Genomic DNA, 16,173 nt, shown 5'->3' on the forward strand with positions numbered 1-16,173 from the left:
CAGAAAAGGCCCGGAGAGATAATCTCCGGGCCTTTTGCTTGGTGTGCTACAGGATTGACTGGTTTAGAAGATCGAGTTAGAAGATCGACTCAGCGGTGCCTGAACCCTCAGAACCACTGGCTTCTTCCAGCTCGCGGCTGATACGGCGCTGCTGGTAATCCGGCAAGTGATCCTTATGGAACAGTTCAGTGATACCTCCAGACTGGCCGTCAGATAAACGTTGGCCTGTCGTTGGGTCTACGCGCGCAGTGACAATCGTCGCGGGGCGCTCGGGCACGGCGTTTGGCGTACCTTCCAGGGCATCCCCCATAAACTCTACCCAAATGGGTAGCGCGGCCTGAGAACCATACTCAGAAATGGTCTCGTTGCTGTCCTTACCGACCCATACCGTAGTGACTAGATCGCTGTTAAAGCCCGCAAACCAGGCGTCACGCTGGCTGTTGGTGGTACCAGTCTTGCCGACGATATCCTCACGGTTAAGGCTCAGTGCGCCGCGGCCAGTGCCCGAGGTGATAACGTCACGCAGCATATCGCGCAGAATATAGACAGCGGCCGGGTCGGCTACCCGTTTGGCGATCGGGTATTCGCGGCCATCAATTTCCACTGTCTCCTGGTCTTCGGCACAGCTGGGGCAGGCAACCTGCGGCGTGGCTTCATCAATCAGCTCATTGTCGTCGTCACGGGTAACCCGCTCAATAAACCAGGGCGACACCTGGAAACCACCGTTGGCGAGCACCGCGTAAGCGTTGGTCATTTCCATCGGCGTTAAGCTCGCACTGCCTAGCGCTAATGATAAGCCACGAGGGAGCTGGGCGGGAGAGAAGCCGAAGCCCTCCAAAAAGTTAATCGTGTAATCCAGCCCCATGGTTTGTAGAACGCGAATAGTGACTAGATTGCGCGAACGGGCAAGGGCTGGACGTAAGCGCATAGGGCCTTGAAAGTCACGGCTGGAGTTGACCGGACGCCACAATGAGTTACTGCCATCGTCGAGAACCACGGGCGAATCGTTAACGACGCTGGCGGCGTTCATCTCTCCATCCTCAAGGGCCGCTAAGTAAATAAACGGCTTGAAGATAGAGCCTGATTGGCGTCGTGCCTGTACAGCACGATTGAACTTACTGGCGTTAAAGTCGAAACCGCCCTGGAGTGCCAGGATAGCACCCGTTTGAGGGTCTTGAGCGACCAGCGAGCCTTCGGTATCCGGCTGTTGAGAGAGGCGTAGCGAACCGTCTTCATTCTCAATGACGCGCACCATATCACCCCGTACAGCAATCTCCTCAGACGAGCTGGGTGCAGCTCCGCGGCTCCGCGGGCTCAGGTAAGGGCGTGCCCAGTTCAAACCTTCCCAGCCGATCGTCTGTAGACCATCGTTGCGAGTTAGCACCTGCATTTCGCGGCCGCTACTTTCTACCACGATGGCGGGCTGAAGCAGGCCATAATTGGGCGTGCGCTCAAGCACCTGAACCCAGTTGCTGACGTCGCCCTCGATCCCTTCGACTTCCGTTTGGCTGCGCTGGGCGGCTTGGCGTGCGGTTTGGCGAATTTCGGGAGACTCAGAAAGCTCCTCCTCCAGGCCTTGGGTCGCGGTTTGCTCCTGGGCCTCGACAAGGCTTGCCGCGATCTCACGCTGCTCCGGCCCGCGCCAGCCATGGCGAAGGTCATAGGCCGTCAGGCCGTTGGCCAGCGCTTGGCGGGCAAAGGGCTGCAGCTCGCTATCAATCGTAGTGTAAATACGATAGCCACCGGTGTAAGCGTCATCGCCAAAGCGTTCCACGGCATACTGACGTGCCATTTCGGAGACATAGGCGGCATCGACTTCAGCTTGGGTATAGTGGCGGCGGGCCGTTACAGGATCCTGAACCGCTGTCTGATAGGTGGCATCATCGATGTAGCCGAGTTCGCGCATACGGAACAGAATCCAGTTGCGACGAATCAGCGAACGCTCGGAGTTAGCCAGCGGGTTAAAGGCAGAAGGTGCCTTGGGCAACCCCGCAATCATGGCCGTTTGCGCTAGGCTAAGCTCGGCGAGGGGTTTGTCGTAATAGGTTTCAGCGGCGGCAGCGATACCGTAGGCGCGATTGCCCAGGAAAATCTTGTTCACGTAAAGTTCGAAGATTTCCTCTTTATCGAGTATCTGCTCCATTTGTAGTGCCAGCAGGATTTCACGAATTTTACGCGTAAACGTCTGATCGAGTGTCAGCATATAGTTACGCGCGACCTGCATGGTGATCGTCGAGCCGCCCGATTGGATATCGCCACTCATCGCAAGTTGAACCACCGCCCGCGCCAAGCCCCGCGGGTCGACACCTGCGTGGTCAAAATAGCTGGCATCTTCGGCGGCGATCAAGGCATTGATCATATCCTGCGGAATTTCATCAAAATTGATCGCCATGCGGCGCTCTTCGCCGAACTCGCCAATCAATTTACCGTCTTGGGTGAAAATACGTAGCGGTGTGTGCAGTTCGAAGTCCTGCAGTTGGCGGACGTCGGGCAGCCCTGGGGCAAAGTAAATGGCGGCCCCCACCACGGCTAAGGCAGTGGCGCCCACCAACGAGACGATGAGGAAAAACAGCGACACAATAAGGGTTCGAAGAAACGTCATGTACGAAGAGCACCCTGGGAAGAATGAAAAGATCGGCATCTAAACAGCCGTATCATGCAATTGGCAGCCATTATAGGAACCTGAAGCGGCGGCCACCAGTGTTGATATGCGCTAAGTGGGTTCGCGTGTGACGGAACTAAAAATCATGTAACCTCAAATCACATGTGAAAACGGGCGACAAGCAGGTGGAGCCAGACCCAATATGCGCTTTCTAAAACCTGGTAAAGGGTTGATTGGCGTCGATATTACCTCGGCGACCGTCAAACTGCTTGAGCTAAAACAATGCCACGATAATTACCAGGTAGAAAGCTATGCCGTGCGGCCACTTCGCGAAGGGGCGGTTGTGGAGCGTCGAATTCGCGATATCGATGACGTTGCCAGTGTGCTTAGCCGTGCCGTGGAGCACGCTAAACCCTCTACCCGTAAAGCCGCAGTGGCTGTTCCCGCTAGCGCCGCGATTACCAAAACGCTGAGCTTCCCTATCGGGCTAAGCGATGAGGAGATCGAAGAGCGCATCGTGGCCGAATCCGACCGCCATATTCCATTTCCGTTCAATGAAGTGGCATTTGATTTTGAGTGCCTTGGCCCCGCACCCTTTGACGATGAGCACCAGCAGGTAGTGTTGGTCGCCTGTCGGCAGCAGGATGTGACGCAGCTTACCGACACGCTAGAACAGGCAGGTTTAGAGCCCGCGGCAGTGGACGTGGAGACCTTCGCCATGGAGCGTTCACTTGCCGAGCTGCGGCGCCAGCTTAAGGTGGAGAGTGACCCTACCGCCTGTGTTGGTCTGGTGGACATTGGTGCCAATATGAATGCTTTCCACGTCGTCCGCGGTGGGCATATCGTTTATACCCGCGATACGGTGTTTGGTGGTCGTCAGCTCACCGATGCGATTCGCGACCGCTACGGTTTAAGCATGGAGGAAGCGGGTTTCGCCAAAGAGCGCGGCGGGCTACCCGATGATTACCATGAGCGTGTGCTCAACCCTTTTTTGGAAACCGTGGTGCAGCAGGTGGGGCGTTCCCTGCAGCTCTATTACACCGCCGGGCGTCAGCAAAAAGTGCAGCACATCGTATTAGCGGGCGGTTCGAGTGTGATTCCAGGGCTTGCCGAGCGCATTGCTGAAGATAGCGGTATGTCGGTGACCATTGCCAACCCCTTCCAGCGCATGCGGGTGGACAAGCGCTTGAACCTTCAGGCGTTGACTAGCGATGCCCCAGCGATGCTCACCGCGGGTGGCTTGGCCATGAGGGTGAGTCAATGAGGGTTCGCCAATGAGCATGACCATTAACCTACTGCCCTGGCGTGAAGCGCAACGTGAACGGCGAACCCGCAAATTCTACGTCGTGGTGGCAGGCATGCTGGTGGTGGGTGTTGTACTTGGCCTGCTGATCTCGCATTTTTACCAGCTCAAGCTGGCAGCCCAGCAGCAACGTAATGCTTACATTAGTAGCCACATTGAGCGTCTTAATGCCGATATCGAGAGCGTCTCACGCTACGCCAGCGACGCCGAGCGATTAGGCGAGCAGATCGCGGTGTTTCAGGCGCTGCAGACCGAGCGAACGGATGCTGTGCAGCTGTTGAATGATGTGGCAGAGAGCGTGGCCAATGGCGTCATTTATCAACGCTTATCGAAGAACGGTAATAACGTCAGTATCACTGCGGTGGCAGACAGTGAGCGCCAGGTTTCCGAGCAACTGCGCCGCATTGCCGCTCTGCCGGGGTTGGCTGTGCCCTCGTTATTGGCGGTAGAGAGTGAGCAAAACGGCTCAGGCCGGGTATTTCGTTTTGATGTGGAACAGGCCACCGCAGCGCTGCCGCAAGGTGCTGAGGAGGCGCTTCCATGACGCTTAACCGCGAGCAGTGGGCTATTGAGTGGCAGCGCCTGTGGGATGTCGACTGGCGGGATCTAGACGTTAAAGAGGCCGGCGGCTGGCCGTGGCTATTAAAAGTGCTGTGCTGCTGCTTGGCGCTGCTGGCAGCATTGAGCGTCATGCTGTGGCTAGTGGTGAGTGAACAGCGCGAGGCCTTGATGGTCGCCCAGCGCCAAGAAGCCAGGCTGCTGAGCGAATACCGCAGCAAAGCCTCGCAAGCGGCCTTCCTGCCGGAAATGCGCGATCAGTTGGCGACCCTGGAAGGGCAGGTGGGGCGCTTGCGTACCATGCTCCCTACCGATGCAGAAATCCCCTCGCTGCTGGATAGCATTAGCGATGCCGCCGCCGATAACCGCCTGACCATTGAAACGATTCGGCTGCGCCCAGCGCAAGCCCAGGCCCATTATGTCGAGCAGCCGCTGGATATACAGGTGCGTGGCGGCTATCACCAGTTAGCGCGCTTTAGTGCCGATATCGCCTCGCTACCCCGCATGGTGACCCAGCACGATTTTAACCTGGAACCCGCCGATGGCCGCGGCGAAGCGCTGCGTCTTTCGCTCTTGGCCCGCACCTACCGCTATGTGGAGGAGAGCGACCAAACCTCCACAGAGGGGGCGCAGGCGCCATGAGAGCTGAACAACTGCTTTTTGTAGCAACAAGAAGGGCAACCTCGGCCGTCACCTTGACGGTCTCCGCGGTGGTGCTCACCGGCTGTGCAGACGCCGACTTGGCTCAGCTTGAAGGCACGCTGGCCGATATTCGTCAGTCCCCTGGCGGGCAACCGCCGGTTATGGCTGTCGCGCTGCCCGAAAACCAAGATTTATCCTACTTGTATAGCGACGGGCGTAGCCCTTTTTTGCCTCCCGACGAGATTGCTCAGGATAGCGCTGATCGAGGCGAAGTTGCGCTCGCTCCCGACCGGCAGCGCGCGCCAGAGCCGCTGGAGCGCTTCTCACTGCAAGAGCTGCGATTGGTCGGTACTATGCGTATGGGAGAGCGACAAGTGGCGTTGATTGCATCGCCGGATGGCAACGTGATCAGCGTCAAAGAGGGTAACTATATGGGCACCGACTATGGGCGTATCTCCCAGATCAACGCCCAAGAAATACGCGTTACCGAACGGGTGTTCACTCAGCCTGAAGGGTGGCAGGAGCGGCAAGTGTCACTAGTCATCAACGAAAACAGCGAGTAAGCGGATACAGCTCATGGCAGTTACAGCTTGGCGAATCACTCTCTACATGGCCATGGCCGCACTATGCTTACTGTTGCCCTCATTGGCAGCTGCCTCGGTGCTGACCGGTATTGAGGTTCAACCCGCTAAGAACGGTGGAACCCATCTTGACCTGCGTTTTACCGGTGATATGCCTGAACTACGCAGCTACCGCTTAGACTCTCCTCCCCGAGTGACGCTGGATTTGGCAGCAACCCAAAGTGGTCTCACTGATCGGCGCATCAACGTTAATCGTAACGGTATCGAACAGATTACCGCGCTGGAGGGCAATGGCCGCACGCGTTTGGTGGTCAATCTGAGCGAGTCGCAGGCGTTCACATCACGGGTAATGGATGATCGCCTACGCATTACCTTTGCTTCAGGTGCCAGCCGCTTGCCTAGCCCTTCGCCCAGCATCGCTTCAGCGGGGCTTGAAACCGATGAAGGGCCGCAGGTTGAGAATATTGACTTTCGTCGCGGTGCAGATGGTGCCGGACGGTTGATAGTCACCTTTGATCGCGAAGGCGTCGAGGCGAATGTACGGGAAGGCGGCCCCGATCAAGTGATGGTGGATCTGCGCGATGTGGCGATGCCAGACTCGCTTAACCAAATCTACGATGTCACCGATTTCGCCACTCCCATAACACGGATTACGCCCCGCACCAGCCAGGACGCCACCCAGTTAGCGATCGCCACGCAGGGCGCTTATGCGATGATCTCCACGCAAAATGGCCGCACGCTGACTGTGGAAGTCCAGCCCGCCAGTCAGAAGGCGCAACCCTCCCAGACGACAGGTGAACGCTTCACCGGCGAACGGTTGAGTCTTAATTTTCAGGATATAGAAGTACGCTCGGTGCTAGCGAAACTGGCCGAATTTACCGGGCTAAATTTAGTCGCCAGCGATAGCGTATCGGGGCGTGTAACGCTCAATTTAAATGATGTGCCCTGGGATCAGGCGCTCGAACTGATTCTGCAAAGCAAGAGGCTATCGAGCCGTGAGCAGGGCAATGTGATCGTGGTAGCGCCCGCTAGTGAATTGGCCGATTTGGAACGCCAGGAACTAGAGGCACGCAATCAGCGCGAAACACTCTCGCCGTTGGTTACCGAGTTTATCGAGATCAAGTATGCGCGGGCCAAAGATTTAGCTCAGTTGCTACGCGGAGGTGACGGTGATGGCTTTGGTTTGCTTACCGAGCGGGGACGCGTCAGCATTGATAACCGCACCAATACACTGCTGGTGCAAGATACCGCTGATCAAGTGCGCGATATTGCCCGCACCATTGACCGCCTGGATGTGGCTGTTCGGCAGGTACAGATTGAGGCGCGCATTGTCATTGCAAGGGACACTGCTTCCCGTGAACTGGGAGTTAACTGGGGGATGTCGAGTACCCGCGGCTTTCAGGAGGGGGAAGATGGCACCTTCAGCCGACGGGATATCAACCCTGATGGCATCAACCGGGCACAGGGCGGCTTGGCTGTGGATTTAGGTGCTGCCACTGGGCCGGGCACCGGTTTTAGCTTTGGCTACTTATCCGGTGATATCCTGTTGGATTTGGAGCTGCGCGCACTGGAAAGTGAAGGGAAAAGCCAGACTATTTCTCAGCCTAGAATTATTACCGCCAATCAACGTACCGCCAAAATTAGCCAGGGTGAAGAGCGTGCCTTCCAGAGTGTGGATGGCAACGACAATCCGGATACCGAATTCAAAGAAGCCGAGCTTTCATTGGAAGTCACCCCGCAGATTACCCCGGATAACCGCATTATTATGGATCTGGTGATTAAAAATGACAGCTTTCGTGAATCGGCGTTTGGCGGTGAACCGCCGATTGATACCAACCAAATTGAGACCCAAGTGCTGGTAGATAACGGCCAAACGGTGGTGTTAGGCGGAATTTTGACCACCGAAGAGCTGCGCCAAATCGCCAAAACACCGCTTTTGGGTGATATTCCTTTGCTCGGTAGACTGTTTCGCTATACCGAAGAGAGCAATGAAAAGGTAGAGTTGTTAGTCTTTATTACTCCACGACTCCTAGACGATGGCTTAACGGTTCGCTGATGCAGGATTTACCCAATTTATTTCTCATAGGCCCCATGGGGGCTGGCAAAAGCACCATTGGTCGCCTATTGGCGGCCGAGCTTGCGCGCCCGTTTTACGACAGTGACCACGCCATCCAAGACCGCTGCGGGGCAGATATCCCGTGGATTTTTGATGTCGAGGGCGAACAAGGCTTTCGCCTGCGGGAAATTCATATGATTGATGAGCTAACCCGGCTCTCTCCGGTCGTCGTCGCCACAGGCGGCGGTGCGGTGCTGCGCGAAGAGAATCGCCGCGCACTTCGCGAGCGTGGCACGGTGGTTTATCTGCTGACCACCGTCGACCAGCAGCTCAAACGGACAGCGAAAGATCGCAACCGGCCACTGCTGCAGTGCGCCAACCGCGAGCAGGTGCTCAACGATATGTTTGCCCAGCGCGACCCGCTTTATCGCGCCACCTCGGATATTGCCGTGCGCACCGACCGGCGCAGCCCGCGAGCGGTGGTCAATGAAATCCTGCGCCGGGTGCATCGGCTGGTAGATCCACTCGAGCCCTCATCATCGTCGGCTAAAACGCTTAACCATAAGGTATCGCCATGAACTCGACAGCCAGCGCGCAACGCACCCTTCATGTTGCTTTAGACGAGCGCAGCTATCCGATTCATATTGGCACCGAGCTGATGGGGCGTGCCGATATGCTAACGCCTTATCTGGCCGGCCAGCAGGTGATGGTCGTCACTAACGAGACTATCGCGCCGCTCTACCTGGACACGCTTTGCGCTAGCCTGCCGGATCATCTGGAAGTGCGCACGGTCATACTCCCCGATGGCGAGCAATACAAAACCATCGAACAGGTCAGCCGTATTTGGGACGCGCTGCTAGAGGCCGGTTTTAACCGCCGCTGCACGCTAATTGCTTTAGGCGGTGGAGTGATCGGCGATATGGTCGGCTACGCCGCCGCTTCCTATCAGCGAGGTGTAGCGTTTATCCAAGTGCCCACCACGCTGCTTTCCCAGGTGGATTCGTCGGTGGGGGGTAAAACCGGCGTTAACCATCCGCTGGGGAAAAACATGATTGGCGCCTTCTGGCAGCCCAAAGCGGTGCTGGTGGATATTGATACGCTCAAGAGTCTGCCCCGTCGCGAACTCTCCGCCGGGCTGGCCGAGGTTATCAAGTACGGCCTGATCCGCGACGAAGCGTTTTTAAGCTGGCTGGAAGCCAACATGCCCGCACTACTTGATGTGGAGCCTGAGGTCGTCGCAGACGCCATTGCGCGCAGTTGCCAAATCAAAGCAGACATTGTTGCCGAAGATGAGACGGAACAGGGCGTCCGCGCGCTGCTCAACCTGGGCCACACCTTTGGTCATGCCATTGAGGCGCATCAGGGCTACGGCAACTGGCTACACGGCGAAGCCGTGGGCGCTGGCATGGCCATGGCGGCAACGCTTTCCCGACGCTTGGGCTGGCTCACCGATGCGGCGCTAGCACGCAGCCTGGCGGTGATCGAGAGCGCCGAGCTACCGTTAGCGGCACCGGCGAATATGACCAGCGATGACTTTTTAACCCGCATGCGGCTGGATAAGAAAAATATCGATACGCGGCTGCGATTGGTGCTGCTTAACGCCCTGGGCGATGCTTGTGTTAGCGATGCCACGCCCGTTGATGTCCTTCGCACGCTGCTCGATGATTACCCGCGCTGTCCAGTGGAAAAGTAATCCTTTCACAAGCTAGTCATTTCAAAACTTATTCATTCCAAAAACTGGCCAGCTATATCCTACCCGCCCAATGGATCGCTCCTTACGTAGAGTGGTTTTCATTGGGCGGTTTTTTATTCGCTCGGCTACATCGTGAGCCCATTTGTCGAACGCTGTTTTATATAATCCGTATGCCTTATGCGCTATCGGCATGGGTTTTTGGGCGCTGTCTAGACTAAAGTTTAATGGAAAATAAAGAGCGTTAAAATAGCGTTTTACCTTGTTACAAGTGGTTGAAGTATATGTATTTTTTCCTTGAATGAGGATGCAAATACAGGATTTGAAAAGAGTTTCTCTAACAATGTGGGCGCCAAGAGATTGCGCAAAGTGGCTAGCAATCGCTATGCTGACCGGCCATTTTGTTGCGGCAGCGAACTTGGGAAGTACCCCATTCTGGGCAGGTTATAAGCACTATAAAAAAAGCGAAACCGTCCTTTATACCATAAGCACGCTGCTAAAAAAATACGCTGACTAGTAGAGGCACGCCCATGAATAGAGGTCTTCACCAGCCTGGCGAGTTTCGCGATAACTGTGGTTTTGGCCTGATTGCCCATATGGAAGGCCAGGCTAGCCACGATTTGCTGAAAACTGCCATTGAATCCCTGACTTGCATGACCCACCGGGGTGGTATCGCTGCCGACGGCAAAACCGGCGATGGCTGCGGTCTGCTGTTGAAAATGCCGACCCCGTTTATGCAGGCGCTGGCCAAAGAGGCGTTTGATGCTGAGCTGGGCGAACGCTTTGCCGTGGGTGTGGTGTTTCTACCCAACGATGATGCCCGTGAAGCGCATGCCCGCGATACCCTGACTGGCGAGCTGGAAGCACGTGGGCTGAACGTGGTTGGCTGGCGCGATGTGCCCACCGATTCCAGCGTTTGCGGCCCCATGGCGCTGGACTGCCTGCCACGTATTCGTCAGCTGTTTGTGCAGCCAGGCCAGGGTGAACACTTCGATGTTGACCTGTTTATGGCCCGCCGCCGTGCCGAGCAGGCGCTACGCGGTGAAGAAGACTTCTACGTCGCCTCGCTCTCGTCAGAAGTGGTCTCCTATAAAGGCCTGGTGATGCCGGAAGACCTACCGGCGTTTTATCAGGACTTGAATGACCCGCGCCTGGAAACCGCCATCTGCGTGTTTCACCAGCGCTTCTCGACCAATACCGCGCCGCGCTGGCCGTTGGCACAGCCGTTCCGTCTATTGGCCCATAACGGCGAGATCAACACCATTGAGGCCAACCGCGGCTGGGCGAACTCGCGTAAAGCCAACTTCGTTAACGAGCGTCTGCCGGATATCACCGAGCTGGACGAGATCGTTAACACCACCGGCTCCGACTCCTCCAGTATGGACAACATGCTGGAAGTGTTGCTGACCGGCGGTATGGAGCTGCATCGCGCGGTACGCATGATGGTGCCGCCCGCCTGGCAGAACGTAGAGACCATGGACGCCGAGCTGCGCGCCTTCTACGAATACAACTCCATGCACATGGAGCCGTGGGACGGCCCGGCGGGCGTAGTGATGACCGACGGCCGCCAAGCGGTGTGTATGCTTGACCGTAACGGCCTGCGTCCGGCGCGCTGGGTAATGACCAAGAATGGCTATATTACCCTGGCCTCTGAAATTGGCACCTACGACTATAAGCCGGAAGACGTGGTCGCTAAAGGCCGCGTTGGCCCTGGTCAAATGCTCGCCGTGGATACCGAAACCGGCGAAGTGCTGCACACCACCGATATCGATGAGCGGCTGAAATCCGCCTACCCCTATAAGCGTTGGCTTAAGCAGGAGGCGAACTATTTAGAGTCGGCACTGACCGAGCTTGCGCGTTTCCAAACCATGGATGCCGATTCGCTCAACGTTCAGCAGAAGTTGTTCCAGGTTAGCTTCGAAGAGCGTGACCAGGTGCTGCGCCCGCTGGCAGAGAGTGGTCAGGAAGCCGTTGGCTCCATGGGCGACGATACGCCCATGGCGGTGCTGTCGAGCCGCCCGCGCCTGCTAACTGACTTCTTCCGTCAGAAGTTTGCCCAGGTCACCAATCCGCCCATCGACCCGCTGCGCGAAGCGATCGTGATGTCGCTGGAAACCTGCTGTGGCGCTGAGCTTAACGTCTTTAAAGCGACGCCTGAGCACGCGCACCGCTTGATCTTGACCACGCCGGTACTGTCCCCACGCAAGTTTACCGCTCTGGTTAGCCAGGACGATCCTGCGTTTGCCAGCTATACACTGTCGTTGGGTTACGATCCCGAACAGCAGAGCTTGCATCAAGCGCTTAAGGCTTTATGTGAAGAGGCCGAAGCTCAAGTCCGCGCCGGTAAGGTCATTTTGGTGCTCACCGATGCGGAGCTGACGAAAGGGCTGATCCCCATTCAGGCTGCCCTGGCCGTGGGTGCCGTGCACTCTCACTTAGGCCGGTTGGCGCTGCGCCCCAACGCCAACATCGTGATAGAAACCGGCTACGCTCGCGACGCCCACCAAATGGCGGTGCTGTTTGGCGTGGGCGCTACGGCGGTTTATCCATGGCTCGCTTATCAGGTCATGGCGGATATGCACCGCACGGGCGAGCTGACCGGCAACCCGGCTGACGGTCGTGAGAACTACCGTAAAGGGCTGCAGAAAGGCCTGTTCAAGATCCTGTCTAAAATGGGTATCTCGACGTTGGCTTCCTACCGCGGCTCGATGCTGTTTGAAGCCGTGGGCTTGGCAGATGAAGTAATGGATCTCTGCTTTGTCGGTATGGCGTCGCGCATTCAAGGCGCCGGTTTTGCCGAGCTTCAGATGCAGCAAGCGCTGCTGGCGAAAGATGCCTGGATTCCCCGTAAAGGCATCTCCCAGGGCGGCATGTTCAAGTATGTGCACGGCCACGAGTACCACGCCTACAACCCCGATGTGGTGATGTCACTACAGGCGGCGGTTCAGGAAGGCAGCTATACCAAGTGGAAAAAGTTTGCTCAATTGGTGAACGAGCGGCCTGTGGCCACTATTCGTGACTTGCTCAAGCTCAAGCCTGCGGAAACACCGATTGCGCTGGAAGACGTAGAGCCGGTTGAAGATTTATTGCCGCGCTTTGATAGCGCCGGTATGTCACTGGGTGCGCTATCGCCGGAAGCCCACGAAGCGCTGGCCCAGGCCATGAACGAAGCCGGCGGGCGTTCCAACTCCGGTGAGGGCGGTGAAGATCCAGCCCGCTACGGCACCATTCGCAGCTCCAAGATCAAGCAGATTGCTTCAGGCCGCTTTGGCGTGACCCCGGCGTATCTGGTCAATGCGGAAGTGCTGCAGATCAAAGTCGCCCAAGGTGCCAAGCCAGGTGAGGGCGGTCAGCTACCTGGCGGCAAGGTAAACCAACTGATTGCTCGGCTGCGCTACGCAGTCCCTGGCGTCACGCTGATTTCGCCGCCCCCGCACCACGATATTTACTCTATCGAGGATTTGGCCCAGCTGATTTTTGACCTCAAGCAGGTCAATCCTGAGGCTCAGGTGTCGGTGAAGTTGGTTTCCGAGCCGGGGATCGGCACGATCGCCACCGGTGTGGCCAAGGCCTACGCGGATTTGATTACCGTATCAGGCTACGACGGCGGTACAGCGGCAAGCCCGCTGACCTCGATCAAACACGCCGGTTCACCCTGGGAGCTGGGGCTGCCGGAAGTGCATCAGGCGCTGCGCATCAACGGGCTGCGCGACAAGATTCGCCTGCAGACCGATGGCGGCCTGAAAACCGGTCTGGATGTTGTCAAAGCGGCGATTCTTGGCGCCGAGAGCTTCGGTTTCGGCACCGCGCCCATGGTGGCGTTGGGCTGTAAGTACCTGCGCATCTGTCACCTCAACAACTGTGCCACTGGGGTCGCGACTCAGGATGACTTCCTGCGCGGCGAGCACTTCCGCGGCACCGTGGATATGGTCAAGAACTACTTCCGCTTTATCGCCGAAGAAGTGCGTGAGCTGATGGCCATGCTCGGTGTGTGCAAGCTCACTGATTTGATCGGGCGTACCGACCTTTTGGAAGTACTTGAAGGCGATACGGCTTCCCAGCGTAAGCTCGATCTAACGCCGCTGCTGGCCAATGATTTTGTACCCAAAGATGCGCCGCAGTTCTGCAGGGTTAGCCGTAACGTGCCCCACGATCCGGGCGCTAAAAACCAGGAAGTGCTGGCGGCGCTGAAAGATGCTATCGAAAGCCAGTCGGGCGGTGAATTCCACTTCACCATCACCAACTGTGACCGCAGCGTGGGCGCACTCACCTCTGGTGCCATTGCCAAACGCTATGGTGAAGAGGGGCTAGAAGCGGCGCCGGTCACGGCCAATTTCGTTGGCGTGGCGGGGCAGAGCTTCGGGGTGTGGAATGCTCGGGGTCTGAATCTCTTCCTGGAAGGCGACGCCAACGACTACGTCGGCAAGGGTATGAATGGCGGCAGTATCGTGATTGTGCCGCCCAAAGTCAGCCAGTTTGAGAGTCATAAAACGGCCATTATCGGCAACACCTGCCTTTACGGTGCCACCGGCGGAACGCTATTCGCCGCCGGTACCGCGGGCGAGCGCTTTGCAGTACGTAACTCTGGTGCCTCAGCGGTGATCGAGGGCGCTGGCGACCACTGTTGCGAATATATGACCGGCGGTTTGGTCTGCGTGCTCGGTGAGACCGGAGTCAACTTCGGCGCGGGCATGACCGGTGGGTTTGCCTATGTGTTGGATGAAGAGCGCACCTTCGTGGATAAGTACAACCACGAACTGGTCGAGATTCACCGCGTTAACACAGAGGCCATGGAGGCGTATCGTCGTCACCTGCGTGAAATGATCGAAGCCTATGTGGCCGCGACGGGTTCCGCGCGTGGGGCGGCTATTCTGGAAGACTTCAGCGACTATGCGCGCCACTTCTGGCTGGTTAAGCCAAAAGCGGCCAGCTTGGGTAGTTTGCTGGATCAGTCTCGGCGTCAGCCGCAATAACCCGTTTATGCCCCTCACGCTGACAGGAGAGAGATCATGGCTAACCGTTTAAATAACGATTTTCAGTTTGTTGATGTGGGTCGTCAGGATCCACAGAAGAAAGACGCCCGTGCCCGTGCCAAAGAGTTTGCGGAAATTTACGAACCTTACAAGCCCACCGATGCGGCGAGCCAGGCGCATCGCTGCCTGCACTGCGGTAACCCGTACTGTGAGTGGAAGTGCCCGGTGCACAACTATATTCCCAACTGGCTACAGCTGGTGGTGGAAGGCAACATTATTGAAGCCGCTGAGCTGTCGCACAAAACCAACTCGCTGCCCGAAGTATGTGGTCGCGTGTGCCCGCAGGATCGTCTGTGCGAAGGCGACTGCACGCTGAATGACGGCTTTGGTGCCGTCACCATCGGCTCGGTGGAGAAGTACATCACCGATACGGCGTTTGCCATGGGCTGGCGTCCGGATATGTCCCACGTTACCTGGACGGATAAAAAAGTCGCCATCATTGGCGCAGGCCCCGCGGGCCTGGGCTGTGCGGATATTTTGGCCCGTAACGGCGTCAAGCCGGTGGTGTTCGACAAGTACCCGGAAATCGGTGGCCTGCTGACCTTTGGTATTCCCGAGTTCAAGCTGGAAAAGAGCGTGATGGAGCGCCGCCGGGCAGTCTTTGAAGAGATGGGCGTCGAGTTCCGCCTGAATACCGAGATTGGCACCGATATCGAGTTTGAGACCTTGATGCAGGAGTACGACGCGGTCTTCCTGGGGATGGGGACTTATAAATACATGGAAGGCGGCTTCCCCGGTGAAGATCTGCCGGGCGTGTACAAGGCCCTCGATTTCCTGATTGCCAACGTCAACCGCTGCCTGGGCTTTGAAAAAGATCCCAACGACTATATCTCTATGGAAGGCAAGCGTGTGGTAGTGCTGGGCGGCGGTGATACGGCGATGGACTGTAACCGTACCTCGATTCGTCAAAACGCTACCAGCGTGACCTGTGCGTACCGTCGTGACGAAGGCAACATGCCGGGGTCGCGCCGTGAAGTCTCCAATGCTCGTGAAGAGGGCGTTGAGTTTCTGTTCAACCGTCAGCCGGTGGCGGTCGTCGGTGAAGAGAAGGTCGAGGGCGTGAAGGTTGTGCGCACACGCTTGGGTGAACCTGATGAAAACGGCCGTCAGCGTCCTGAAGTAGTGCCCGGTTCTGAAGAGATCATTGCGGCGGATGCCGTGGTTATCGCCTTCGGTTTCCAGGCAAGCCCTGCACCGTGGTTCGATAGCGCCAATATTCAGGTGGACGAGCGCGATCGCGTCACCGCGCCGGAGCACGGCCAGTACGCCTTCCAAACCAGCAACGAAAAAATCTTTGCCGGTGGCGATATGGTGCGCGGTTCTGATTTGGTGGTCACGGCGATTTACGAAGGTCGCCAGGCTGCAGAAGGTATTCTGGATTACCTGGGCGTGTGAAAGAAGTGCCTTTATAGGCTTAATGTCATCGCGAGCGAAGCGTGGCGATCTGGGTTAGATTGCCGCGTCGCTGCGCTCCTCGCAATGACAGGGCGCGATGCTTCACAATTTACAGCGCGTATTTAGCTTCATGTCATCGCGAGCGAAGCGTGGCGATCTGGGTTAGATTGCCGCGTCGCTGCGCTCCTCGCAATGACAGGGCGCGATGCTTCACAATTACAGCGCATATTTAGCATAATGTCATCGCGAGCGAAGCGTGGCGATCTGGGTTAGATTGCCGCGTCGCTGCGCTCCTCGCAATGACAAGATGCGA

10 protein-coding genes are annotated in these 16,173 nt (G+C 57.1%); 9 read left to right on the plus strand and 1 reads right to left on the minus strand.

The window, feature by feature from the left end; translation table 11 throughout:
* Positions 1–76 precede the first annotated feature (76 nt).
* Positions 77–2,602, minus strand: a complete 2,526-nt coding sequence (locus LMS44_RS03440) for a penicillin-binding protein 1A (protein ID WP_230804915.1) — start codon at positions 2,600–2,602, stop codon at positions 77–79.
* Positions 2,603–2,804: 202 nt separating this feature from the next.
* Here LMS44_RS03440 and pilM point away from each other — a divergent pair, with 202 nt between their 5' ends.
* From pilM to LMS44_RS03485, 9 genes are all read left to right on the plus strand, one after another.
* Entirely contained in the window at positions 2,805–3,866 is a 1,062-nt protein-coding gene (gene pilM / locus LMS44_RS03445) for a type IV pilus assembly protein PilM (protein WP_041157610.1), read from the plus strand.
* 10 nt (positions 3,867–3,876) lie between these two features.
* Positions 3,877–4,449: a PilN domain-containing protein gene (locus LMS44_RS03450; RefSeq protein WP_041157611.1), complete on the plus strand. Its 573-nt coding sequence runs from the start codon at positions 3,877–3,879 to the stop codon at positions 4,447–4,449.
* Positions 4,446–5,105 (plus strand): type IV pilus inner membrane component PilO, encoded by a 660-nt coding sequence (locus LMS44_RS03455; protein WP_027957366.1) that lies wholly within the window; start codon positions 4,446–4,448, stop codon positions 5,103–5,105. The genes LMS44_RS03450 and LMS44_RS03455 overlap by 4 nt, the downstream gene beginning before the upstream one ends.
* Positions 5,102–5,668: a pilus assembly protein PilP gene (locus tag LMS44_RS03460; RefSeq protein ID WP_041157612.1), complete on the plus strand. Its 567-nt coding sequence runs from the start codon at positions 5,102–5,104 to the stop codon at positions 5,666–5,668. The genes LMS44_RS03455 and LMS44_RS03460 overlap by 4 nt, the downstream gene beginning before the upstream one ends.
* Before the next feature lie 13 nt (positions 5,669–5,681).
* Entirely contained in the window at positions 5,682–7,742 is a 2,061-nt protein-coding gene (locus LMS44_RS03465) for a type IV pilus secretin PilQ (protein WP_230804913.1), read from the plus strand.
* A complete protein-coding gene (aroK, locus tag LMS44_RS03470; RefSeq protein WP_009286772.1) occupies positions 7,742–8,320 on the plus strand; it encodes a shikimate kinase AroK in 579 nt (192 codons plus the stop codon). The genes LMS44_RS03465 and aroK overlap by 1 nt, the downstream gene beginning before the upstream one ends.
* Positions 8,317–9,435: a 3-dehydroquinate synthase gene (gene aroB, locus LMS44_RS03475; protein ID WP_041157614.1), complete on the plus strand. Its 1,119-nt coding sequence runs from the start codon at positions 8,317–8,319 to the stop codon at positions 9,433–9,435. Before aroK ends, aroB begins: the two co-directional genes overlap by 4 nt.
* 527 nt (positions 9,436–9,962) lie before the next feature.
* Positions 9,963–14,405 (plus strand): glutamate synthase large subunit, encoded by a 4,443-nt coding sequence (gene gltB, locus LMS44_RS03480; RefSeq protein ID WP_041157615.1) that lies wholly within the window; start codon positions 9,963–9,965, stop codon positions 14,403–14,405.
* Positions 14,406–14,441: 36 nt separating this feature from the next.
* On the plus strand, positions 14,442–15,860 hold the full coding sequence (locus LMS44_RS03485; protein WP_009286775.1) for an FAD-dependent oxidoreductase: 1,419 nt from the start codon (positions 14,442–14,444) through the stop codon (positions 15,858–15,860).
* Positions 15,861–16,173 lie beyond the last annotated feature (313 nt).

The sequence above is a fragment of the Halomonas profundus genome, from assembly GCF_020865425.1.
GTDB classification, from domain to species: domain Bacteria; phylum Pseudomonadota; class Gammaproteobacteria; order Pseudomonadales; family Halomonadaceae; genus Vreelandella; species Vreelandella titanicae.

Excerpts from the sequence above, each read along its gene's own strand:
- LMS44_RS03440 (WP_230804915.1), bottom strand. The coding sequence starts at position 2,602 with ATGACGTTTCTTCGAACCCTTATTGTGTCGCTGTTTTTCCTCATCGTC.
- pilM (WP_041157610.1), top strand. The coding sequence starts at position 2,805 with ATGCGCTTTCTAAAACCTGGTAAAGGGTTGATTGGCGTCGATATTACC.
- LMS44_RS03450 (WP_041157611.1), top strand. The coding sequence starts at position 3,877 with ATGAGCATGACCATTAACCTACTGCCCTGGCGTGAAGCGCAACGTGAA.
- LMS44_RS03455 (WP_027957366.1), top strand. The coding sequence starts at position 4,446 with ATGACGCTTAACCGCGAGCAGTGGGCTATTGAGTGGCAGCGCCTGTGG.
- LMS44_RS03460 (WP_041157612.1), top strand. The coding sequence starts at position 5,102 with ATGAGAGCTGAACAACTGCTTTTTGTAGCAACAAGAAGGGCAACCTCG.
- LMS44_RS03465 (WP_230804913.1), top strand. The coding sequence starts at position 5,682 with ATGGCAGTTACAGCTTGGCGAATCACTCTCTACATGGCCATGGCCGCA.
- aroK (WP_009286772.1), top strand. The coding sequence starts at position 7,742 with ATGCAGGATTTACCCAATTTATTTCTCATAGGCCCCATGGGGGCTGGC.
- aroB (WP_041157614.1), top strand. The coding sequence starts at position 8,317 with ATGAACTCGACAGCCAGCGCGCAACGCACCCTTCATGTTGCTTTAGAC.
- gltB (WP_041157615.1), top strand. The coding sequence starts at position 9,963 with ATGAATAGAGGTCTTCACCAGCCTGGCGAGTTTCGCGATAACTGTGGT.
- LMS44_RS03485 (WP_009286775.1), top strand. The coding sequence starts at position 14,442 with ATGGCTAACCGTTTAAATAACGATTTTCAGTTTGTTGATGTGGGTCGT.